Annotated in this window: 25 protein-coding genes; all 25 read left to right on the plus strand. The window is 39.4% G+C overall.

Going from position 1 to position 21,803, the window contains the following annotated elements; all coding sequences use genetic code 11:
• Positions 1–26: 26 nt before the first annotated feature.
• Entirely contained in the window at positions 27–623 is a 597-nt protein-coding gene (locus tag B5473_RS09445) for a stage II sporulation protein R (protein ID WP_079524636.1), read from the plus strand.
• A 49-nt stretch (positions 624–672) separates the two neighbouring features.
• On the plus strand, positions 673–1,704 hold the full coding sequence (locus tag B5473_RS09450; RefSeq protein ID WP_079524637.1) for an L-threonylcarbamoyladenylate synthase: 1,032 nt from the start codon (positions 673–675) through the stop codon (positions 1,702–1,704).
• Positions 1,705–1,815: 111 nt separating this feature from the next.
• Positions 1,816–2,313: a manganese efflux pump gene (locus B5473_RS09455; protein ID WP_079524638.1), complete on the plus strand. Its 498-nt coding sequence runs from the start codon at positions 1,816–1,818 to the stop codon at positions 2,311–2,313.
• A 10-nt stretch (positions 2,314–2,323) separates the two neighbouring features.
• Positions 2,324–2,782: a low molecular weight protein arginine phosphatase gene (locus B5473_RS09460; protein ID WP_439848470.1), complete on the plus strand. Its 459-nt coding sequence runs from the start codon at positions 2,324–2,326 to the stop codon at positions 2,780–2,782.
• A 1-nt stretch (position 2,783) separates the two neighbouring features.
• Positions 2,784–4,076 carry a methyl-accepting chemotaxis protein gene (locus B5473_RS09465; protein WP_079524639.1) on the plus strand — a complete coding sequence of 431 codons (1,293 nt, stop codon included), beginning with the start codon at positions 2,784–2,786 and terminating at the stop codon, positions 4,074–4,076.
• A gap of 365 nt (positions 4,077–4,441) precedes the next feature.
• Entirely contained in the window at positions 4,442–4,801 is a 360-nt protein-coding gene (locus B5473_RS09470) for a c-type cytochrome (RefSeq protein ID WP_254865380.1), read from the plus strand.
• Positions 4,802–5,081: 280 nt separating this feature from the next.
• Positions 5,082–5,522, plus strand: coding sequence for a ribose 5-phosphate isomerase B (gene rpiB / locus B5473_RS09475; RefSeq protein WP_079524641.1), 441 nt, complete (start codon positions 5,082–5,084; stop codon positions 5,520–5,522).
• 14 nt (positions 5,523–5,536) lie between these two features.
• Positions 5,537–6,091: a TIGR01440 family protein gene (locus B5473_RS09480; protein WP_079524642.1), complete on the plus strand. Its 555-nt coding sequence runs from the start codon at positions 5,537–5,539 to the stop codon at positions 6,089–6,091.
• 66 nt (positions 6,092–6,157) lie between these two features.
• Entirely contained in the window at positions 6,158–7,402 is a 1,245-nt protein-coding gene (gene glyA / locus B5473_RS09485) for a serine hydroxymethyltransferase (RefSeq protein WP_079524643.1), read from the plus strand.
• A 210-nt stretch (positions 7,403–7,612) separates the two neighbouring features.
• The gene (gene upp, locus B5473_RS09490) at positions 7,613–8,242 is read left to right on the plus strand and encodes a uracil phosphoribosyltransferase (protein ID WP_079524644.1); all 630 of its coding nucleotides are present in this window, start codon (positions 7,613–7,615) and stop codon (positions 8,240–8,242) included.
• A gap of 109 nt (positions 8,243–8,351) precedes the next feature.
• Positions 8,352–9,506, plus strand: a complete 1,155-nt coding sequence (gene wecB / locus B5473_RS09495; RefSeq protein ID WP_079524645.1) for a non-hydrolyzing UDP-N-acetylglucosamine 2-epimerase — start codon at positions 8,352–8,354, stop codon at positions 9,504–9,506.
• A gap of 612 nt (positions 9,507–10,118) precedes the next feature.
• On the plus strand, positions 10,119–10,490 hold the full coding sequence (locus tag B5473_RS09505) for an ATP synthase subunit I (RefSeq protein ID WP_079524647.1): 372 nt from the start codon (positions 10,119–10,121) through the stop codon (positions 10,488–10,490).
• A gap of 30 nt (positions 10,491–10,520) precedes the next feature.
• Complete coding sequence (gene atpB / locus B5473_RS09510; protein ID WP_079524648.1) at positions 10,521–11,246, plus strand: F0F1 ATP synthase subunit A; 726 nt, start codon at positions 10,521–10,523, stop codon at positions 11,244–11,246.
• 77 nt (positions 11,247–11,323) lie between these two features.
• A complete protein-coding gene (gene atpE, locus B5473_RS09515) occupies positions 11,324–11,548 on the plus strand; it encodes a F0F1 ATP synthase subunit C (RefSeq protein WP_008404451.1) in 225 nt (74 codons plus the stop codon).
• Positions 11,549–11,732: 184 nt separating this feature from the next.
• A complete protein-coding gene (gene atpF, locus B5473_RS09520; protein ID WP_008404450.1) occupies positions 11,733–12,254 on the plus strand; it encodes a F0F1 ATP synthase subunit B in 522 nt (173 codons plus the stop codon).
• Complete coding sequence (locus tag B5473_RS09525) at positions 12,251–12,787, plus strand: F0F1 ATP synthase subunit delta (RefSeq protein ID WP_079524649.1); 537 nt, start codon at positions 12,251–12,253, stop codon at positions 12,785–12,787. Before atpF ends, B5473_RS09525 begins: the two co-directional genes overlap by 4 nt.
• 29 nt (positions 12,788–12,816) lie before the next feature.
• A complete protein-coding gene (gene atpA, locus B5473_RS09530) occupies positions 12,817–14,325 on the plus strand; it encodes a F0F1 ATP synthase subunit alpha (protein ID WP_079524650.1) in 1,509 nt (502 codons plus the stop codon).
• A gap of 99 nt (positions 14,326–14,424) precedes the next feature.
• Positions 14,425–15,282 carry an ATP synthase F1 subunit gamma gene (gene atpG / locus B5473_RS09535; RefSeq protein ID WP_079524651.1) on the plus strand — a complete coding sequence of 286 codons (858 nt, stop codon included), beginning with the start codon at positions 14,425–14,427 and terminating at the stop codon, positions 15,280–15,282.
• A 48-nt stretch (positions 15,283–15,330) separates the two neighbouring features.
• The gene (gene atpD, locus B5473_RS09540) at positions 15,331–16,746 is read left to right on the plus strand and encodes a F0F1 ATP synthase subunit beta (RefSeq protein ID WP_079524652.1); all 1,416 of its coding nucleotides are present in this window, start codon (positions 15,331–15,333) and stop codon (positions 16,744–16,746) included.
• Positions 16,747–16,769: 23 nt separating this feature from the next.
• Positions 16,770–17,177, plus strand: coding sequence for a F0F1 ATP synthase subunit epsilon (locus B5473_RS09545; RefSeq protein WP_079524653.1), 408 nt, complete (start codon positions 16,770–16,772; stop codon positions 17,175–17,177).
• Positions 17,178–17,305: 128 nt separating this feature from the next.
• Positions 17,306–17,548, plus strand: a complete 243-nt coding sequence (locus B5473_RS09550) for a DUF1146 family protein (RefSeq protein WP_079524654.1) — start codon at positions 17,306–17,308, stop codon at positions 17,546–17,548.
• A 367-nt stretch (positions 17,549–17,915) separates the two neighbouring features.
• Positions 17,916–19,217 carry a UDP-N-acetylglucosamine 1-carboxyvinyltransferase gene (gene murA, locus B5473_RS09555; RefSeq protein ID WP_008404441.1) on the plus strand — a complete coding sequence of 434 codons (1,302 nt, stop codon included), beginning with the start codon at positions 17,916–17,918 and terminating at the stop codon, positions 19,215–19,217.
• A 368-nt stretch (positions 19,218–19,585) separates the two neighbouring features.
• Complete coding sequence (gene spoIID, locus B5473_RS09560; RefSeq protein ID WP_079524655.1) at positions 19,586–20,488, plus strand: stage II sporulation protein D; 903 nt, start codon at positions 19,586–19,588, stop codon at positions 20,486–20,488.
• Between the two features lie 49 nt (positions 20,489–20,537).
• Positions 20,538–21,191 (plus strand): M23 family metallopeptidase, encoded by a 654-nt coding sequence (locus B5473_RS09565; RefSeq protein WP_079524656.1) that lies wholly within the window; start codon positions 20,538–20,540, stop codon positions 21,189–21,191.
• A gap of 281 nt (positions 21,192–21,472) precedes the next feature.
• A complete protein-coding gene (locus B5473_RS09570; RefSeq protein WP_008404436.1) occupies positions 21,473–21,739 on the plus strand; it encodes a sporulation transcriptional regulator SpoIIID in 267 nt (88 codons plus the stop codon).
• Positions 21,740–21,803: the final 64 nt, after the last annotated feature.

Genomic DNA, 21,803 nt, shown 5'->3' on the forward strand with positions numbered 1-21,803 from the left:
AACAATGTTTGCAAGGGGGAATGTTTATGTTACATGATTACGATATTCAAAATGAATCCAATCTATTTTTAGCGATTGCTAAATTACTAATAAGTGTTCTATTTTTATATTGTGCTGCTACGTTTATACCTACTTTCGTAGATGAAGTACGCATCGATCAGGGAGAAAGCAGTGACCAGTTAAAATTCCGCGTTATTGCCAACAGTTCGACAAATGCCGACCAGCTTATCAAGTATGAGGTTGTGGAAACAATTCAAACCTATTTGCAAAATACACCTGAATTTTCAGAAGATATCCACAGTGTGGAAAACATGTATCAGGAAATTCAGAAAACTTACCCACAATTAAAAATTACCTATAAGTTTGGGGATAACTTAATCCCGCCGAAATGGGTAGCGGGTCAGTTTTATCCGCAAAAAGAATATTATTCAGTGAATTTCATTATTGGACAAGGTCGAGGCGAAAACTGGTTCTGTGCAGTGTTTCCAACGCTTTGCACAAATAATGAGCCAATGAAAAAAGAACGTCCGACATTTTATGTCGCGGAATGGTGGAACAAATATAAACAAAAAAATAATCCACAAAAAGCAGAGAAAGACATGCAAAATGCACTAAGTTACTAACAACTTGGGGATAGTTAAACGAAACATTCAGAGAAAGGAGGAAAAAGTAATGCACACTTTCCAATTAAATGTGGACGAATTTGTGGATAATTCAGAAAATTATACACAGGCTGTGGATTTATTAAATAACGGCGAAATAGTCGCTTTTCCGACAGAAACCGTCTACGGCTTAGGTGCTGTTGCGACAAATGAGCAGGCTGTGAAGAAAATATTTGCTGCAAAAGGACGACCTTCTGATAATCCTTTGATTGTTCATATAGGAACGGTGGAAGAGGTATCGCTGTATACAACAAATATTTCGGAAGTTGCCCAAAAATGTATGAATGCTTTTTGGCCAGGTCCATTGACGCTTGTCATGCATGCAAAGCCGAATGTTTTAGCGCCAAGTGTTACGGCAGGATTAGATTCGGTTGGAATTCGTATGCCCGATCATCCGGTAGCACTGGAACTTCTTCAAACATTAAAGAAACCGTTAGCCGCGCCAAGTGCGAATCGCAGCGGCAAGCCTAGTCCGACAAAAGCCGAACATGTATTTGAAGATTTGCAAAACATTATTCCTTGTATTTTGGATGGAGGAATGACGGGGATCGGACTTGAATCGACCGTTTTGGATGTCACACTGGATACACCGGTTATTTTACGTCCGGGCGGGGTGACGAAAGAAATGCTTGAAGCGGTAATCGGACCAGTTGTTGAGCCAACTCTGGAACAGCAGAAAATTGAATCAACACCGAAAGCGCCTGGTATGAAATATACTCACTATGCACCGGATGCTCCCGTCTATTTAATAGATGCAAATAAGAAAGCAATTGAAAAGGCTATTACCGAATTAAAACCGGAACATAAAGTGGCTTTATTGGCACCGGACAGCTTTAAAGAAATTAATGCCGATTATTATTTTTCATTCGGTAATGCACATGATCTTGAACAAATGAGTGCTTCGCTATATGATGCATTGCGTGCATGTGATAAAACAGATGCCACGATTATTTTAGCGACGGCAACATCAAAAACTGGTGTTGGTACAGCTATTATGAACCGTCTGGAAAAGGCGGCAGGCGGCAAATGGTACTCACTATAAAAATAAAACCACATCTTGCAACATGGGATGTGGTTTTTGTGTATAAACAAAAGGATATTTCCCGGCCTAAAAGCATAAATTACAACAGTGCTTAGTGGAAGAGGGGAATAGATGCAAGAAGTAGTTGCCGGGATCTTAATGTCGTTCGATGTCGTTGCACTGTATTTAATTGCTACAAATGTTAAGGCGAAATGGTTATTAGCTTTATGGACGGCATTTTTACATATGCTTTTTCCGTTACTCGGTTACCGCTTTGGGGAATGGCTTGCCGTCTATTTAACAAACTGGGCGTCAGGCCTTTCTACACTGTTATTGTTTTTTGTTGGACTGCAATTAATGCTCTCGAAGAAAGAGGAAAGTTTTCCGGCAATGTCTCTGCCGATAATTGCGATTTTTGCAAGTATTGACACCTTTTCAGTTAGCCTTTCTTTTGGTATGCTAAATTTACAAAAATATGTTTTTATTATTAGTGCCGGCCTATCAACATTTATATTGTCATATGCTGCATTAGTAATAGCACAAAAATCACCAATATTTAAAAATAACGCATTAAAAAAAGTAGCAGGAATCCTCCTGATTATTATGAGTGTAATGCTACTAAAATGGTAAATTAGAGGGTGTGAGGAACATTAATATTTATTTTATTTGTACAGGCAATACATGTAGAAGTCCTATGGCAGCAGCAATTTTACAAGCAAAAAATTATGAGAATATTACTGTGCGTTCAGCAGGTATTTATGCGCACGAAGGCAGTGCCATGTCCCTGAACGCAAAGGAAATATTACACAGAAAAAATATTACGCAATCGCACCGTTCATCCCAATTCACGGTTGAAGATGCACAATGGGCGGACTTGATTTTAACGATGACGACCGCTCATAAAGAAATGGTCCTCCGTTTAGTAGAAGAAGCGGCACATAAAACGTTTACGTTAAATGAATATGTAGCGATGGAAACTGGGCTTGATATTCAAGATCCATTCGGTGGAAACCTGCAAGTATACGAACAAACATATGAGCAATTGAACGAAGCAATTAACAAGCTGGAAACTAAATTGAAATTGGAGGATAAAATTTAACATGGACTCTCAGAAAAAGATCTTTAGTTTGCGCCGGAAGCTCGTATTGTTCGTCGGGATATTAGCGCTGATTACCTACACTTGCAGTTATGTATTTATCGAATACTTACACCCAATGTTTTTTGAAACGACAAGCACAAGCGCATTTCAGATTATTACCTATTTATTAGGTATCTTTTGGTCATGTGCATTAGCAGCTGTATTTGGTTTAGTCATTGTCCGCCCGTTACAGCAACTGGAGCGCAGTGCAAACCATGTAGCGGAAGGTAAAATCGGACAAGTTGTCGAAATGCCAAAAACAAATGATGAAATCCGTTCTGTAGCAGAGGCATTCCAAACAATGGTGATGAATTTACGCAAGATGGTAAACGGTATTGAAGACAATTACAAGTCAACCGATGAAACGATTTTGAAGCTATCGGAAGAAAGTATTTCTGTTACGAACAACGCCGAGCAAATCACAAGCAATATTAGTCAAATTTCATTAGGGGCTGAATCTTCGGCAGTTGCCATTCAAGAAACAGTTGAAGCAATTGAAGAAGTTCGTGCATTAGCCGCGGAAGTGAATAATAAAGCATTACATACAGCAAGCCGTTCAAAAAATCTTTTAACAAACTTAACATCTACAACGGATTCGATTCATGGTGTTGTCAACAGTATTAAAAAAATCGCAACAGACAATGAAAATTCATTAGTAAATATTCGTGAGCTGGAGAAAAATGCCGAGCAGATTGAACGGATTATAAGCTTAGTAGGCGATATCGCAGGACAAACAAACTTGCTAGCTTTAAATGCATCAATTGAAGCTGCACGAGCAGGTGAGCACGGGAAAGGCTTTGCGGTTGTTGCAGAGGAAGTCCGTGGTTTGGCGGATGAAAGTGCAAGCGCTGTGCAGGGGATTACAACATTGATCCATACAATGCAGCAAAATGTTTCAGTTGTAGTAAAACAGATGAAAGAACAAGTATCATTTGCGGTAAATGAATCTTCACGTGTTTCTGAAACAACGTCAGCAGTTGAAGGTATGACAAAATCTGTTTATGAAATGGCCGATGATGTTGTCCAAATTTCAGAATTAGTCGCACAGCAAATGAAGAATATTGAACATACGTCACATCAATCACAGGAAGTGGCGGCAATTGCCGAGCAAACTTCTGCAAGTGCACAGGAAGTAACATCCGCTTCACTGGAACAGGCCGAAGCGATCAAGCAAGTAGAAGAACTGGCAAGCAATTTAAAACAACAGTCTGCAGAGCTTTATCGAATGATTCAACAATTCGACCGCACACAGTAGTTTTTAAATACCTGATGGATAAACGGGCATGTTTATCTGTTGGGTGTTTTTTATTTGGGGGAACAGGAGCACATTTGAATAAAGTTTTCTAATATAAAGGGGAGATTGTCTAATAACCGCGGTAAAGTTCTAATAAAATGTCGAACTTCTAATATATTGGGTGATTGTTCTAAAATCCATCTCAGATTTTCCAATAAAGGTTATAAAAGCTCAAATAACTGCAATTGATCTTCTAATATCCGAAGCAAATGTTCTAATAAGCATGCTAAGCTTTCACCCCCGAACTCGTTTCAAAAACAATAAGACTGGGTATGGTACACTATTGTTTACAATAATTAGTCCTGGGGGGATTTATATTGAACAAGATGAAGTACTGGTTACTGATGGGTGTAGTCGTAGCGGGTCTGGCTGGATGTGGAGACGCAGAGGATGCAACTACGACAGATTCTGTTGACTCAACACCAGCCGAATCCACTGAATCATCAGGAGGAACGGACTCAGCGGAAACGACAGATGTCTCTGCAGGTGAAAAAGTGGCAAATGCCAGCTGTGTAGGGTGTCATGGTGGAGATTTAACGGGAGCAATGGGACCGGACTTAACGACAACTTCTTTATCAAAAGAAGAAATTGTTGATGTACTAGTCAATGGTAAAGGCGCAATGCCACCGGGTACGGCAGATGGTGAAGAAGAAGCGGTAGCCGAATATATTTTATCATTACAATAACTGTTAAAGACCTGCTCCTAATCTGAGCGGTCTTTTTTATTGAAAAAAGCATATTTAACTTAACAAAGTCATGTAAAGCTGAACATTCACGTATTTAATAATAGAAATACAAGAGAATATCACCAAAATGTTAACGATTAGGTGCGTTTACTTACTTAATATTCGTCTTTATACATATATTTTGAAAGTTATTCTTAAAAGTCGTGTTATTCTTCCGGAATAAATGGTACACTGATGGTGAATATAATAAGTAAACAAAATCGAGGCAGGAGGGACCTTCATGAAAATTGCAATTTCTTCAGATCACGGCGGGAATAATTTACGTAAAGAGATTATGTCATTACTTGATGAAATGTCAATCAGTTATGAAGACTTTGGTCCACAAACGGACGAGTCAGTAGATTACCCGGACTATGCACGTCCAGTAGCTGAGCGAGTAGCTGCAGGGGAATTTGACAGAGGGATTTTAATTTGCGGAACAGGCATTGGGATTTCGATTGCTGCAAACAAATTTAAAGGGATTCGCTGTGCACTTGTACATGACGTGTTCTCGGCAAAAGCAACACGTTGTCACAATGACTCAAACGTTTTAGCAATGGGTGAGCGCGTAATCGGTCCAGGGCTGGCACGCGAGATTGTTGCAACTTGGCTGGATACACAGTTTGAAGGCGGTCGTCATATTCGCCGTGTTGAAAAGATTACTGAAATCGAAGAAGGGTAACAAATGGTGATTCAATGACAAACTTACACGATTTGCAAAAAGATTTAGCGCAAGCATTATCCGAATTTGAGCAACAAGTGAAGTTTTCTGAAGGTCAGCTATTTGTCATCGGCTGTTCCACATCGGAAGTAATGGGTGAGAAGATTGGAACAGCTGGTGCATTCGATGTTGCGGAAGTTCTATACAAAGAATTTTCAATATTCGCGCAAAGACATAAAATTCACTTAGTTTTCCAAGGCTGCGAGCATATTAACCGAGCTTTAACACTAGAAGCTGCAGCCGCTAAAATATACCATTTAGAACCTGTTTCGGTCATTCCTGTCCGTAAAGCAGGTGGCTCCATGTCTGCATATGCTTTTACACAAATGGATGAACCTGTAGTTGTGGAAACCATCCAAGCACATTACGGGATTGATATCGGTCAAACATTAATCGGCATGCATTTAAAAGCAGTTGCTGTACCTTTACGAACATCTGTTAAGCAATTAGGCAATGCAGTTATTACGTTAGCGACAACACGTCCGAAACTTATCGGTGGAGAACGTGCGCAATATACCGTAACACCTTAACGTTACATATATCATTTAACTTGGAAACTCCGAGCGATTCGGAAGTACATTTAGGGGGATTTGAAAATGGCATTTGAAAAATTAGCAGGACAAGACAAGGCAATTTTAGACGCAATTTTATTAGAGAAAAAACGTCAAAACACAAACATCGAACTAATCGCATCAGAAAACTTCGTATCGGAAGCTGTAATGGAAGCACAAGGTTCATATTTAACAAATAAATATGCAGAAGGTTACCCTGGCAAACGCTATTATGGCGGTTGTGAACACGTGGACGTAGTGGAAAACATTGCGCGTGACCGTGCAAAAGAATTATTCGGTGCAGCATATGTTAACGTACAGCCGCACTCAGGTGCACAAGCGAACATGGCGGTTTACCATACAATTTTAAAACCGGGTGATACAGTACTTGGTATGAACTTATCACACGGTGGTCACTTAACACATGGTTCACCAGTAAACTTCTCAGGTATTCTTTATAATTTCGTAGAGTACGGTGTAACTGAAGATACTAACTTAATAGATTATGAAGATGTTCGCCAAAAAGCATTAGAATCGAAGCCAAAATTAATCGTTGCTGGTGCATCAGCTTATCCTCGTGCAATCGACTTTGCAAAGTTCCGTGAAATCGCGGATGAAGTTGGCGCATATTTCATGGTTGATATGGCGCATATTGCCGGCTTAGTAGCAGCAGGCGAGCACCAAAATCCAGTACCGTATGCAGATTTCGTAACGACAACAACTCATAAAACTTTACGCGGTCCTCGTGGCGGTATGATTTTAACTAATGATGAAAAATGGGAAAAAGAATTAAATAAATCAGTATTCCCTGGTATTCAAGGCGGTCCATTAATGCATGTCATCGCTGCAAAAGCAGTATCGTTCGGTGAAGCATTACAACCGGAATTTAAAGAATACGCAAAACAAATTAAAGCAAATGCAGCAGCGCTTGCAAAATCTTTAATGGATGAAGGTGTTGAAATCGTATCAGGCGGTACAGACAACCACTTACTTCTATTAAATGTAAAATCTTTAGGTTTAACAGGTAAAGTAGCTGAGCACGTATTGGATGAAGTGGCGATTACAACAAACAAAAACACAATTCCATTCGACACAGAATCACCGTTCGTAACTTCAGGTATCCGTGTAGGTACAGCAGCTGTAACTTCTCGCGGTTTCAAAGAAGAAGATGTAATAGAAGTAGGTAAAATTATCGCTTCAGTTCTTAAAAACCATGAAGATGCAGCAGTAAAAGAAGAAGCACGCAAACGTGTTGAAGCTCTTACAGCAAAATATCCTTTATACGCATAATTGAGTTTAAGCCTTCTATTTACAATATGTAGATAGAAGGCTTTTTTATTGGAAGAAATAACGAATAGATAGGCAACTACAAGCGAATCCTAATTGAAGATATATTTGTTCTATAAAAAAGGCGATTTTTAAAACATTTCCGTCATAGTTTTCGTTAACTTTATTTTCTGTTATACTGTTTTAGATAAACAACAGTTAGGAGATGTCAACGTGAGTAAAGTATACGTATTTGACCACCCATTAATCCAACATAAGTTAACTTATATTCGAGATAAAGAAACAGGTACAAAAGAATTCAGGGAGTTAGTTGATGAAGTAGCAACATTAATGGCTTTTGAAATTACTCGCGATTTACCGCTTGAAGAAATTGAAGTGGACACACCTGTTACAAAGGCGAAAGCAAAAGTATTATCAGGGAAGAAAATGGCGATTGTCCCAATTTTACGTGCGGGTATCGGAATGGTAGATGGCGTATTAAAATTAATTCCTGCTGCAAAAGTAGGGCATATTGGTCTTTACCGTGATCCGGAAACATTAAAACCGGTAGAATATTATGCGAAACTTCCAGCAGATGTTGAAGAGCGTGACTTCATTATTGTTGACCCGATGTTAGCAACGGGTGGTTCAGCTGTAGAAGCGATTAATTCACTGAAAAAGCGCGGCGCAAAAAGCATTAAGTTTATGTGTCTGATCGCAGCTCCAGAAGGTGTGGAAGAAATTCAAAAAAATCACTCAGACGTAGATATTTACATCGCATCTCTAGATGAAAAATTAAATGATCATGGCTATATCGTACCAGGCTTGGGTGATGCCGGGGATCGTTTGTTCGGAACAAAATAATAAATAAACGAGACGTCCGTAAGCAGTTGCGGGCGTTTTCTATTAATGCGGCAAGTATACTAAACACTTGCAGAGAAAATTAATTATAGATTAGACAAGGAGAAGAATAATGACGAAGAAGTTTAAAGTTATGACGATTTTTGGAACACGTCCGGAAGCAATTAAAATGGCACCTCTTGTGCTGGAACTGGAAAAGCATCCGGAACAAATTGAATCGATTGTTACTGTAACAGCCCAGCACCGTCAAATGCTTGACCAAGTGTTGGAAACTTTTGAAATTACACCGGACTATGATTTAAATATTATGAAAGACCGTCAAACATTAGTAGATGTTGCGACGAATGCACTTTTAGGACTTGATCGAGTAATGAAGGAAGCGAAGCCTGATATCGTGTTAGTACATGGTGATACGGCGACAACTTTTGTTGGTAGTCTGGCGGCTTTCTACAATCAAATTGCAATTGGCCATGTTGAAGCCGGACTTCGTACAGGTCAAAAATATTCACCTTATCCTGAAGAGATGAACCGTCAGTTAACAGGTGTAATGGCAGATCTGCATTTTGCACCAACTGAGCAATCTCGTGCAAACCTGTTAAAGGAAAATAAACCGGCAGAAGCAATTTTTGTAACAGGTAACACGGCAATTGACGCATTAAAAACAACAGTAAGTGACCATTACACACATCCGGTTATTGAAAAAATCGGTTCAGACCGCATGATTTTACTAACAGCACACCGTCGTGAGAATCTAGGTGAGCCAATGCGTAATATGTTCCGTGCAATTATGCGTCTGTTGAACGAGCATGAGGATGTTCAAGTTGTTTACCCGGTGCATATGAATCCTGCAGTTCGAGAAGTAGCCAATGAAATTTTAGGGGACAACCCGCGTGTTCATTTAATTGAACCGTTGGAAGTATTTGATTTCCACAATTTCGCTGCCCGTTCTTATATGATTTTAACGGATTCTGGCGGTGTCCAAGAAGAAGCACCATCGTTAGGGAAACCGGTGCTGGTTTTACGTGATACGACAGAGCGTCCAGAAGGGATTGCGGCAGGTACATTGAAACTAGCGGGAACAGATGAAGAAGTTATTTACAAGATGGCAAAAGAATTATTAATTAATGACGGAGCTTATGAAGCGATGGCACACGCATCGAATCCGTATGGAGATGGATATGCTTCAGAGCGTATTGTGGAAGCATTACTGAAATTTGCTCAAAAACAGTTAGTAGAAGAAATTATCGAAAAAGCGGAGACTCGATAACCAAAAAATTACTGAAATTTACTTAAAAATGAAATTGACAACGGGAGATAGCATTTATCTCCCGTTGTCAAGTGTTAAATTCGTTATTATTGCCGAAAAATTTTTTCTTGGATATAAAAAATGAAACGACATGGAAAAAACGCATGAAATAGCGAATTTTAGCGTTAGTGAAAAAATGCAAAAAATATTTATGCATAACTATACACAAATTTGTCAACAATTTGACAAGGAATGTATCTATGTGAAGTTTTTCACCATTACTAATTGACATCAAAAACCCCCTATTGTATGCTTACAAAGGGTAAGAATGATAAGAGTTTCGCCTAGTCAAAAGACGTTGAAACGCTTGTTATATCAAGTTTCTACTAGATTGACAGTTGAAACGAAACTCGTCAATTTGCAACGTTCTATGCGCCTGGATGAAGTCCGTTAAGATTAAGAGACAATTAGAAGTATGAAATGAATGTTCACTATGGAATTTTCCTGAGGTGGAAATTATTTACTACTTGTAACGGCCTCTAATTTTGTAGTGCATTTACTACGTTTTAAATTCATTTAATGGTCGATGAACACTTTCTTTACTCGAAAAAAGTTTCAGGAGATTAACTGCCAATGCTAAATTTGCATCACGTTTTTGCAATGCAGAAGAAAGCGTTCTTTTTTTTGCTTGCTGTTTGTGCGTTAGGCTGGGGATTTTCACCATATGATTCTATATTTGCTGGTATAGCCCTAGGTGCGTTCTTTGGTACGTATAATTTTTGGATTTTACTTCGACGTATGGAAAAATTTGACCGTTCCATTAGTGAAGGGACAAAAGTAGCATCTATCGGTACAGCGCTTCGCTTTGGATCAGGTGTTGCCGCAGTCGCAATCGCAATATCGTTGCCACAATATTTTCACTTAATAAGCACGGTCATTGGGCTGATGATTCCGTACATCTTTTTAGTAGTAGAAAGAGTAGTACATCATATAAAAAGCCACTAAGGTGCATTTGAAAGAGAGGTGAATGCAAAAATGGATCATACAGCTCCAGAGCTAGATTTGGATTTAGGCTTTATGACGCTTACTTTCAACTTATCTACAGTACTAACTCTCTTAGTAGCTGCAGTCATCGTATTTATTATCGCGTTTGTTTCAACACGTACTCTTGCGTTAAAACCGACTGGTATGCAGAACTTCATGGAATGGGTTATGGATTTCGTGAAAAATATTATTAAGAGTAACATGGACTGGAAAACTGGTGGGCGCTTCCACATTCTAGGGATTACATTAATCATGTTCATTGCAGTGTCCAACTTACTTGGTTTACCAATGGGTGGTATTGCTTACGGCAGTGATTTATGGTGGAAATCACCAACAGCCGATCCAGTCGTAACAATGACATTAGCTTCGATGGTTCTAGTATTAACACAGTATTATGGCGTGAAAATGCAAGGTACAGGCGGTTATGCTAAAACGTTCTTCCAACCAATGTCATTTATGTTCCCGTTAAAAGTTATTGAAGAGTTTGCAAATACGTTAACTCTTGGTCTACGTCTTTACGGTAACATTTACGCCGGTGAGATTTTACTAACGTTACTAACTGGTTTAGCAGTTTCAAGTGCGTTTGGTTTCTTCGGTGCAATCGTACCTATGATGGCGTGGATGGGATTCTCGATTTTCATCGGGTTTATCCAAGCTTTCATTTTCACTATGTTAACGATGGTTTACATGGCTCACAAAGTGAGTACAGACCATTAATTATAAGTTTCCGCATTCAATGTAGTGCGGTAATTTGAACCAAAAAAAATTACAACATCCAAGGAGGATATTATCAAATGGTAGGTTCAGTAGGTTTATTAGCAGCAGCAATCGCAATCGGTTTAGCAGCACTAGGTGCAGGTATTGGTAACGGTTTAATCGTTTCAAAAACAGTAGAAGGTATCGCTCGTCAACCAGAAGCACGTGGCGCACTTCAAACTACAATGTTCATCGGGGTAGCGTTAGTAGAAGCATTACCGATCATCGCAGTAGTAATCGCATTCATCGTAATGAACCAATAGTCTTCATTAAGATTATTAAATCATTAAGATTCTTAAATCCAGTGGCGAAGTAGACTTCATTTGAAACCCTTCGCCATTAGTTTTGTGTATAAAAGATATACCCTTTTTATTTAATATTAAATATGAACAAAAAGTATGACAAAATATAGATTTAATTCAAGCTCTTGAAGGGAGTGAAACAATCGTGTTTTTAGACTATCTTGCACTAGGTGCAGGCGCAACTGGACTCAACTTAGGTGATGCAATTGCGACGTTAGTGATTTTCTTAGGTTTAATGGCACTTCTTAAAAAGTTCGCTTGGGGTCCTTTAATGGGTATCATGCGCGAGCGTGAAGAGCTGGTTGCAAGCGGAATCGATGCAGCTGAAAAAGCTAAAAAAGAAACACAAGCACTATTAGAAGAACAAAAGAGCCTTCTTAAGGAAGCTCGCACTGAAGCGCAATCAATTATTGAGAACGCTAAAAAGCAAGGCGAAGCAACTCGCGAAGAAATCGTGGTAACTGCACGCGCTGAAGCGAACCGTCTAAAAGAATCTGCTGTTCGTGATATCGAAGCAGAAAGAGAAAAAGCAATCGCTGCTGTACGTGAAGAAGTAGTTTCATTATCAGTACTTGCTGCGTCTAAAGTTCTTGGGAAAGAAATTTCTGAAGCAGACAATAGCGCACTAATTAAAGAAACGATTGCGAAGGCAGGCGAAGCGAAATGAGTCAATCGACTGTAGCAAATCGCTATGCTCAAGCAATTTACGAATTAGCATTAAGCAAAAACCTTCTTGCTGAAGTAGGTGCAGATTTACGTGAGATCAAAACAGTAGTAACTACAAACGAAGAGTTTATGGCTTTACTTACTGCTCCGAAAATTTCTACTGACCGAAAGAAAGAGCTTATCGCTCAAATTTTAACGGGTGCACAGCCAATCGTTGTAAATATGGTTCAATTCTTAATCGAAAAGAAACGTTTAAACGAATTAACAGCTGTAGCAGACCAGTATCAAGCATTATCAGCTGCCGCTCAAGGCACTGCAGATGCAAAAGTTTACTCAACGCGTGAATTAACGGATGGCGAACGTGCAGAAATTTCTGCTGCTTTCGGCAAGTTAGTCGGCAAAGGGCAACTTAACATTACAAATATTATCGATGCGTCATTAATTGGTGGCGTACGCGTTCAAATCGGCAACTACATTTTCGACAGCACTGTAGCGTCTAAGCTAGAGGACTTAAAACGAGTATTAGTTGGCTAAATCTTAAGAAATGTGAGAGGTGAACATACATGGGCATCAAAGCTGAAGAAATCAGCAGTCTGATTAAACAGCAGATTGAAGGTTATCAATCGGAATTAAAAGTAAGCGAAGTAGGTACAGTTATCACTGTTGGTGACGGTATCGCTCGTGCTCATGGCCTCGACAACGCCATGGCTGGAGAGCTTTTAGAGTTCTCAAACGGTGTTATGGGTATGGCACAAAACCTAGAAGAAGGTAACGTTGGTATCGTAATTTTAGGAGACTACCTAGGCATCAAAGAAGGCGATGAGGTTCGTCGTACAGGTCGTATTATGGAAGTACCAGTTGGTGAAGAACTAATTGGCCGTGTTGTAAACCCACTTGGTATGCCAGTGGATGGATTAGGTCCAATCAACACAACAAAATCTCGTCCAATCGAAAGTCCAGCTTTCGGTGTAATGGCACGTAAATCAGTACATGAGCCATTACAAACAGGTATCAAAGCGATCGACGCTTTAGTACCAATCGGTCGTGGTCAACGTGAGTTAATCATCGGTGACCGTCAAGTTGGTAAAACATCTGTAGCGATCGATACAATCTTAAACCAACAAGGCGAAGATATGATCTGTATCTACGTTGCAATTGGTCAAAAAGAATCAACTGTACGTAACGTAGTTGAAACTTTACGTAAACACGGTGCATTAGATTACACAATCGTTGTAACTGCTTCTGCATCACAACCAGCTCCATTACTATACCTTGCTCCTTTCGCAGGTGTATCTATGGCAGAAGAATTCATGTTAGATGGTAAGCACGTATTGATCGTTTATGATGACTTAACTAAACAAGCATCAGCATACCGTGAACTTTCACTTCTTCTACGCCGTCCTCCAGGTCGTGAAGCTTACCCTGGTGACGTATTCTACTTACACAGCCGTCTACTTGAGCGTGCTGCGAAGTTAAACGAAACATACAAAAACGGTTCGATTACAGCGCTTCCATTCGTAGAAACGCAAGCGGGCGATATCTCTGCATATATCCCAACAAACGTAATCTCAATCACAGATGGTCAAATCTTCTTACAATCAGACTTATTCAACTCAGGTGTACGTCCTGCGATCAACGCTGGTTTATCAGTATCACGTGTAGGTGGTTCTGCTCAAATCAAAGCGATGAAAAAAGTAGCTGGTACATTACGTCTTGACTTAGCAGCATTCCGTGAGTTAGAGTCATTCGCTCAATTCGGTTCTGACTTAGACGCAATCACACTTGCTAAATTAGAGCGTGGTAAACGTACTGTTGAAGTTTTAAAACAAGACTTAAACAAACCACTTAAAGTTGAAAAACAAGTTGCGATCCTTTATGCATTAACTAAAGGTCACTTAGATGATATTCCAGTACAAGACATCGTTCGTTTCGAACGCGAATTCTTAAGCTGGTTAGATACAAACCACACAAATGTTTTAGATCATGTTCGTACAACTAAAGAACTTGCTCCAGACGCAGAGTATGTTGAAGCTATTAATGCGTTCAAAAAGACTTTCGCTAAATCTGAGTAAGAATTGAACGGTTTTTCACGCACATAACTGTAGCGTGAAAAACTGGACAACTCTTTTTTAATAAGAGCTTGATAAAAATCTAAAGGTGGTGAAATACCAGTGGTAAACTTACGCGAAATTAAAGGTCGTATTAACTCTACAAAGTCAACAAAACAAATTACGAAAGCGATGCAGATGGTTTCTTCTTCAAAGTTACGTCGTGCAGAGCAAAATGCTAAGTCTTACGTTCCATACATGGAAAAAATCCAGGACGTAGTAGGCGCAATCGCAACAGGTACTAAAGATAGCGGACATCCAATGTTAACTACTCGTCCTGTTAAGAAAACAGCTTACTTAGTCATCGGTTCTGACCGTGGTTTAGCAGGTGCTTACAACTCAAGCATTTTACGTGAAGTTCAGAACACAATTAACGAACGTCACAAGTCTAAAGATGAGTACGTAGTTTTAGTAGTAGGTCGTGTTGTTCGTGATTACTTTGTAAAGCGTGGACACAATGTTATCGCAGATGTAGTTGCTCTACCAGACCAACCATCATTTGCTGATATTAAAGAAATCGCTCGTAATGCTGTTGGTATGTTCATTGATGGTACGTATGATGAACTTTATATGTACTACAATCACTTCGTATCTGCAATTCAAAACGAAGTGACTGTGAAAAAAGTTCTTCCTTTAACTGATATTGCACCTTCTTCAAGCAATGCTTCTTATGAGTTTGAGCCATCAGGCGAAGCTATTTTAGAAGTATTACTTCCACAATATGCGGAAAGCTTAATTTACGGCGCTTTATTAGACGGAAAAGCGAGTGAACATTCAGCGCGTATGACAGCAATGAAAAACGCTACAGACAATGCAAACGATCTTATTGCAGACCTTTCTCTACAATATAACCGTGCACGTCAAGCGGCGATTACACAAGAAATTACAGAAATCGTTGGTGGAGCTGCAGCCTTAGAATAGGCGCGCTCACCAATGTCGTATAAGAATACGATAGGAGGGTACAAAGTAATGAACAAAGGACACGTTCTTCAAGTAATGGGTCCAGTAGTAGACGTAAAGTTTGCTAATGGTCAATTACCAGACATTTATAACGCATTAACAGTTACAATTGAACGTCCTAACGAAGCACCGACTACTCTTGCATTAGAAGTAGCGCTTCACTTAGGTGACGATTCTGTTCGTACAATTGCCATGTCATCTACTGATGGTTTACAACGTGGAGCAGAAGTAACAAACTCAGGAGCACCAATCTCAGTACCAGTTGGTGAAGCTACATTAGGTCGCGTATTTAACGTACTTGGTGAAGTTATCGACTTAGGTGAAGAAATTCCTGCTGATGTTCGTCGTGATTCTATTCACCGCGAAGCTCCAACATTCGATCAATTATCAACTACTGTAGAAATCCTTGAAACAGGTATCAAAGTAGTAGACTTATTAGCACCATACATCAAAGGTGGTAAAATCGGTCTATTCGGTGGTGCCGGCGTAGGTAAAACAGTATTAATCCAAGAATTAATCAACAACATCGCACAAGAGCACGCAGGTATTTCTGTATTCGCAGGTGTAGGTGAGCGTACTCGTGAGGGTAACGACTTATTCTTCGAGATGACAGATTCAGGCGTAATCAAACAAACTGCGATGGTATTCGGTCAAATGAATGAGCCACCTGGAGCACGTATGCGCGTAGCTTTAACTGGTTTAACAATGGCTGAGTTCTTCCGTGATGAGCAAGGTGCAGACGTACTTTTATTCATCGACAACATTTTCCGTTTCACACAAGCAGGTTCTGAGGTTTCTGCCCTATTAGGTCGTATGCCTTCAGCGGTAGGTTACCAACCAACACTTGCTACAGAAATGGGTAAATTACAAGAGCGTATCACATCTACTACTAAAGGTTCTGTAACTTCGATCCAAGCGATTTACGTACCAGCCGATGACTATACTGACCCGGCTCCGGCTACAACTTTCGCCCACTTAGATGCAACAACTAACCTTGAGCGTAAATTATCTGAGATGGGTATCTATCCAGCGGTAGACCCATTAGCTTCGACTTCTCGTGCATTATCACCAGAAATCGTTGGACCAGAACACTATGCAATCGCAACTGGTGTTCAACGTACAATCCAACGTTACCGTGAGTTACAAGATATCATTGCTATCTTAGGTATGGATGAGTTATCTGATGAAGATAAACAAACTGTAGAACGTGCTCGTCGTATCCAGTTCTTCTTATCTCAAAACTTCCACGTAGCGGAGCAATTCACTGGTCAAAAAGGTTCTTATGTACCTGTTAAAGAAACTGTTCGTTCATTCAAGGAAATCCTTGATGGCAAATGGGATCACTTACCAGAAGATGCTTTCCGTCTAGTTGGTTCGATTGATGAAGTAGTAGCGAAAGCTAAAGAAATGGGCGTACAAGTCTAATTAGCTGACGAGGAGGAAAAAATATGAAGACAGTTACAGTCAATATTGTCACTCCCGACGGCTCAGTATACGATTCAGAAGTAACGATGGTAATCGCTAAAACGACTTCAGGTGAAATTGGTGTCTTAGCTGGCCATATTCCTATGGTTGCTCCACTTACAATTGGTTCTGTGAAGCTTAAAAAAGCAGACGGCACTACAGATGTCGCAGCGGTTAGCGGTGGTTTCATTGAAGTTCGCCCTGAAAAAATTTCGATTTTAGCTCCTTCTGCAGAAGTTGCTTCTACGATCGATGTTGCCCGTGCTAAAGAAGCTTTAGCTCGTGCTGAAGGTCGCCTTCAAAAGAAACAAGATGACATCGATTTCCAACGCGCGGAATTATCTTTAAAACGTGCGATGAATCGTATCAATGTTCATGAGGGTAATATCTAATGTTTAACAAGCGGGCAGATTCTTTCTGCCTGCTTTTTTTATAGACATGGAAAAGTTATCAGAAGTTAAACAGTTGGGAACACAAATCGCCATCATTTGGGGTAAGGTGTTTAAAAGGAGCGGGGAAAATGGATTTATATGTCGAGGCTGGCCAACAAGCAATCGTTAATGTGTTAGCATATATTATATTTATAGGAATTGCCCTTTATGCATTACAAGGACTAAGAATCGAACAATTATTTAAAAAAGGAAAGACTTTTCAAATTCAGCTCTTTTATATTTTGTCGAGTATTGTTATTGGTTCAATTGTAGCGGATTTCTTTTTAAACTTTTTAAGCTGGTCGCAAACGATTCCCTATATTTTTAGTTAATACAGGAAATAGCTGCGGTTTTATTTCTTGTAAAGGGGAATAAATGTTTGTTTTCCACTACAAGAAATAAAAATTTCCTAGGAAATATTAGAGGTTTGTAAAGTTACATGATTTGGGTAGTTATTTAAGGAAGATACTTTTATGTGAAAATTTGTCTATTCACACTAAATAGTTGCGCTGCGTATTATAATTTAATAGCCTTTTTAAACAAATTAGCTTAAAATAGTAATTTGGGTGCTTGAATTAGCGCCCTAATAAATGTAGTATATTTTTGTGTGTAAATTGAGTCAAATGAAGTTTAAAATAATTTAAGTTTAATTGAACTTATTCCTTTATTATATGAGAATTGAATTCGGAGGGACGAATTGTGGAGAGAATTATTGTTACTGGAGGTCAGACACTAAAAGGCACAGTACGCGTAGAAGGCGCAAAAAATGCTGTATTACCGATTTTGGCTGCTTCTCTATTAGCTTCTAAAGATAAAAATATGATTAAAGATGTACCAAACTTAGCAGATGTCGGTACGATTGGTGAAGTGTTAAAAAGTTTAAATGCGATTGTCGAATATGATGTCGAGAAAAACGAAATGATGATTGATGCCTCTATGAAGCTATCTAGTGAAGCGCAATTTGAGTTTGTAAGTAAAATGCGTGCATCCATTTTAGTAATGGGTTCATTATTAGCACGTAATGGCTATGCACGTGTAGCATTACCGGGCGGCTGTGCAATTGGATCTCGTCCAATCGAACTTCATTTGAAAGGCTTCGAAGCTATGGGTGCAGAGATTTCCTTTGGACATGGTTATGTCGAAGCAAAAGTAAAAGGTGAACTAAAAGGCGCAGAAATCTATTTAGACTTCCCAAGTGTTGGGGCTACTGAAAACATTATGACAGCAGCTTCTTTAGCAAAAGGGACGACTATTATTGAAAATGCAGCGAAAGAACCTGAAATAGTAGATTTGGCAAACTTTATTAACGCAATGGGTGGCCGTGTCATCGGTGCCGGTACTGATACGATTCGTATCGAAGGCGTTAAAGAATTAAAAGGTTGCGAACATTATATTATTCCAGACCGCATTGAAGCCGGAACATTTATGGTAGCGGCAGCAATTACTCGCGGAGATGTATTAATTGAAAACGCTGTACCAGAGCATATGACAGCACTGACTGCAAAAATGCGTGAAATGGGTGTAGAAGTTATCGAAGAAGATGAAGGCATCCGTGTGCGCGCAAATGACCCGTTAAAAGCGGTTGATATTAAAACGATGCCACACCCAGGTTTCCCGACAGATATGCAATCACAAATGATGGCATTAATGTTAACGGCAAACGGAACAAGTATCATCACTGAAACAGTTTTCGAAAATCGTTTTATGCATGTTGAAGAATTCCGTCGCATGAATGCAGACGCAAAGATCGAAGGGCGTTCTGTATTCATTGAAGGTGGCAAAAAACTTCAAGGTGCCGAAGTATCAGCAACAGATTTACGTGCAGCAGCAGCACTAATTTTAACTGGTCTTGTATCTGAAGGCGTAACACGAGTTACAAAGTTACACCATTTAGATCGCGGCTATGTGGATTTCCACAAAAAACTAGCTTCTTTAGGTGCAATGATCGAGCGCATCGATTCAGAAGAAGAAGTGTTACAAGAAATCGTTGTAACAGTTTAATAGCTAGATTCATATAAACATATAAAGCATTCAGGAAGCGAGATTTGGGCTTTCCGGATGCTTTTTTGGTTTTGGAGGGATATTAGAAAGTTTTGGTGAAGATGTAGAATGGTACATGGAGAAGTAGAATCTGCTACTACTAAAGTAGATTGACACTACTCTATAAATAGAAAGTTCCGGCAGTAATGGAGAACAAATCCCATCAAAAGTAGAACCAGCAGCTATTAAAGTAGAACAATCCCATTTAAAAGTAGAATTAATGTATATCTCTTACCTTAGAACCCGGTCCCAAATTCCATTCCTCATATACTAGAAATTCTCTCTACAAAATGAACTCATAATCTTCTTGCAAGCTCATATACTGTCTCATGAAAAAAATTATCATTTATTTTATCATTGGCGTCCTATTGTTTTTAGTCCCTTTCACCTTAAAGTCTAAGAAACAAAACTCCATTACTGAACCAACAGAAACTACTTCTTGTCCCTTATTTATTAAAGTGAATAATACTGACGTTCCAATTGAAGATTATTTAATTGGTGTAATTGCAGGGGAAATGCCGGCAAGTTTTCATGTGGAAGCATTAAAAGCTCAGGCGATCGCATCCCGGACTTATGTATTGAAGCAGACGGATTATGGGAAAAAGCCGATACTCACAACGACAGCACATCAAGTTTACAATGATCAGGAATTGCGAGAAGAAAAATGGAAAACTACTTTTGCCGAAAATGAAGAAAAAATAACAGAAGCCGTCAAACAAACCGCCAATCAAATTCTTACTTATAATGATGAACTGATTACAGCCATGTTTCATGCATCATCCTATCAATATACGGAGTCCGCGGAAAACTACAGCGGAAACCCGATTCCCTACTTAACAGCAACCACTTCGCCTGAACAATTAAATCAAGAACAGACAACGTATACATTTGAAGAAATAAATAAAAAACTCAAACAAAATTTCTCGAGGGCTCAGCTTCAAAATGCAAAGCTGCAGCGAAACGACACGAACCGCATCGAACAAATTACAATCCATAAAAAAACATGGTCGGGCAGAGAACTGCGCACTCTGTTAAACTTACGCTCCACGAATTTCACATGGGAACCGACAGCGACCGGTATAACGATTAAAACCTATGGATACGGGCATGGGGTAGGGATGAGCCAGTATGGGGCAAATGCGATGGCACAGGGGGGAATAACGGCGGAAAATATCCTTTCTCACTACTATCCATCGACAACATTAAAATCGATAAATTATTGTAAAAAATAATGTTTAACTTTCCAATTTCTTGTACACACTTCCATTTGAGGTGATGAATATGAGAGAAGTTAAACAAAAGCCTTCTCAGAAACCAGTTATGCAAAGACGGTGGTTTTGGCCGGCTGTATACGGTGGTATGGCAGTAATGATTGTGGCAGTTATTTTTAGTTTTAATGCATTGTACGAAAGTCAGAATGAGCAGGAACTGATGGAAGAAGTTTCTGCACCATCCGATCAATCGATTGTTCCAACAACAGCGACTGTTACGGAAACTTTGAAGTATCCATTCAAAGAAGAATACTTAAATGAAGTCACGGTTTTGCAAGATTTTTATGACGTCTCAAAAGATGAAGCAACACGCGAAAACTCATTGCTTGTATTTAATCAAGTGTTCACAACATCTACAGGGGTCTCTATCGCAATTAACAGCGAGCCTTTTGAAGTTGTAGCTGCAATGAGCGGTGAAGTGACAGAAGTAAAAATGGATGCATTTACGGGCAACAGCATTACTCTTACACATCCAAATGGTATGCAAACACGTTATAACTCCGTAGCAGATATTCTTGTAAAACAAGGCGATCAAGTTTCACAAGGCGACCAGCTTGCTACTTCACAAGAAAATGAATGGAATCCAAACATTGGCGTTCATTTACACTTTGAAGTAATGGAAGATGGTGTACTGGTGGATCCGAACAAATATTTATCCTTTTGATTATTTAGCTAAATGGATGAATTCGGATATATTTTTAGTAAGTTAACAACGAATCCTGCAATCTACTTCGAATAATTAAGAGCCTACTCACATAAGGTGAAATATTAAGAAGCAAGGCTCTAATCTTCATCCAACAGTTGTCTACGACACCTGATGGATGAAGATAAGCCTCTGGCGGATGTCACAGATTTTTAAAGGGAACTTTTTGAGTGAACTCAAAAAAAATCTGGACGCAATTACGCCGAGGCGTAATTGATATTTGAAGTGGAGAGGGAGAGGACGTGCACGAACATATTCGGCAACGCTGCGTTCGTTTGGGTGAACTGTTGGTAGAGACAGGTGAAACCGTGCGTGCACTCGCGAAAATGACGGGATTCTCTAAAAGTACTGTACACAAAGATTTGACAGAGCGGCTAAAACAAGTGAATGAACCACTTGCGCTACAAGTACAACAAGTTTTAACCTATAACAAATCGATTCGCCATTTACGCGGTGGTGAAGCAACACGTAAAAAGTGGATTACAAAGCAACAAGAAAAAAGCATTTAGTCTGTTTTTATAACAACTAAATGCTTTTTTTAGTGATTATTACTTTAGATTTTTACCATTTTAA

It is taken from the genome of Solibacillus isronensis (assembly GCF_900168685.1).
Lineage (GTDB): Bacteria > Bacillota > Bacilli > Bacillales_A > Planococcaceae > Solibacillus > Solibacillus isronensis_A.

Excerpts from the sequence above, each read along its gene's own strand:
- rpiB (WP_079524641.1), top strand. The coding sequence starts at position 5,082 with ATGAAAATTGCAATTTCTTCAGATCACGGCGGGAATAATTTACGTAAA.
- B5473_RS09470 (WP_254865380.1), top strand. The coding sequence starts at position 4,442 with ATGAAGTACTGGTTACTGATGGGTGTAGTCGTAGCGGGTCTGGCTGGA.
- atpB (WP_079524648.1), top strand. The coding sequence starts at position 10,521 with ATGGATCATACAGCTCCAGAGCTAGATTTGGATTTAGGCTTTATGACG.
- B5473_RS09545 (WP_079524653.1), top strand. The coding sequence starts at position 16,770 with ATGAAGACAGTTACAGTCAATATTGTCACTCCCGACGGCTCAGTATAC.
- atpD (WP_079524652.1), top strand. The coding sequence starts at position 15,331 with ATGAACAAAGGACACGTTCTTCAAGTAATGGGTCCAGTAGTAGACGTA.
- B5473_RS09480 (WP_079524642.1), top strand. The coding sequence starts at position 5,537 with ATGACAAACTTACACGATTTGCAAAAAGATTTAGCGCAAGCATTATCC.
- atpA (WP_079524650.1), top strand. The coding sequence starts at position 12,817 with ATGGGCATCAAAGCTGAAGAAATCAGCAGTCTGATTAAACAGCAGATT.
- glyA (WP_079524643.1), top strand. The coding sequence starts at position 6,158 with ATGGCATTTGAAAAATTAGCAGGACAAGACAAGGCAATTTTAGACGCA.
- spoIID (WP_079524655.1), top strand. The coding sequence starts at position 19,586 with ATGAAAAAAATTATCATTTATTTTATCATTGGCGTCCTATTGTTTTTA.
- wecB (WP_079524645.1), top strand. The coding sequence starts at position 8,352 with ATGACGAAGAAGTTTAAAGTTATGACGATTTTTGGAACACGTCCGGAA.
- B5473_RS09455 (WP_079524638.1), top strand. The coding sequence starts at position 1,816 with ATGCAAGAAGTAGTTGCCGGGATCTTAATGTCGTTCGATGTCGTTGCA.
- B5473_RS09465 (WP_079524639.1), top strand. The coding sequence starts at position 2,784 with ATGGACTCTCAGAAAAAGATCTTTAGTTTGCGCCGGAAGCTCGTATTG.
- B5473_RS09550 (WP_079524654.1), top strand. The coding sequence starts at position 17,306 with ATGGATTTATATGTCGAGGCTGGCCAACAAGCAATCGTTAATGTGTTA.
- atpE (WP_008404451.1), top strand. The coding sequence starts at position 11,324 with ATGGTAGGTTCAGTAGGTTTATTAGCAGCAGCAATCGCAATCGGTTTA.
- B5473_RS09525 (WP_079524649.1), top strand. The coding sequence starts at position 12,251 with ATGAGTCAATCGACTGTAGCAAATCGCTATGCTCAAGCAATTTACGAA.
- B5473_RS09565 (WP_079524656.1), top strand. The coding sequence starts at position 20,538 with ATGAGAGAAGTTAAACAAAAGCCTTCTCAGAAACCAGTTATGCAAAGA.
- B5473_RS09450 (WP_079524637.1), top strand. The coding sequence starts at position 673 with ATGCACACTTTCCAATTAAATGTGGACGAATTTGTGGATAATTCAGAA.
- B5473_RS09505 (WP_079524647.1), top strand. The coding sequence starts at position 10,119 with ATGCTAAATTTGCATCACGTTTTTGCAATGCAGAAGAAAGCGTTCTTT.
- B5473_RS09445 (WP_079524636.1), top strand. The coding sequence starts at position 27 with ATGTTACATGATTACGATATTCAAAATGAATCCAATCTATTTTTAGCG.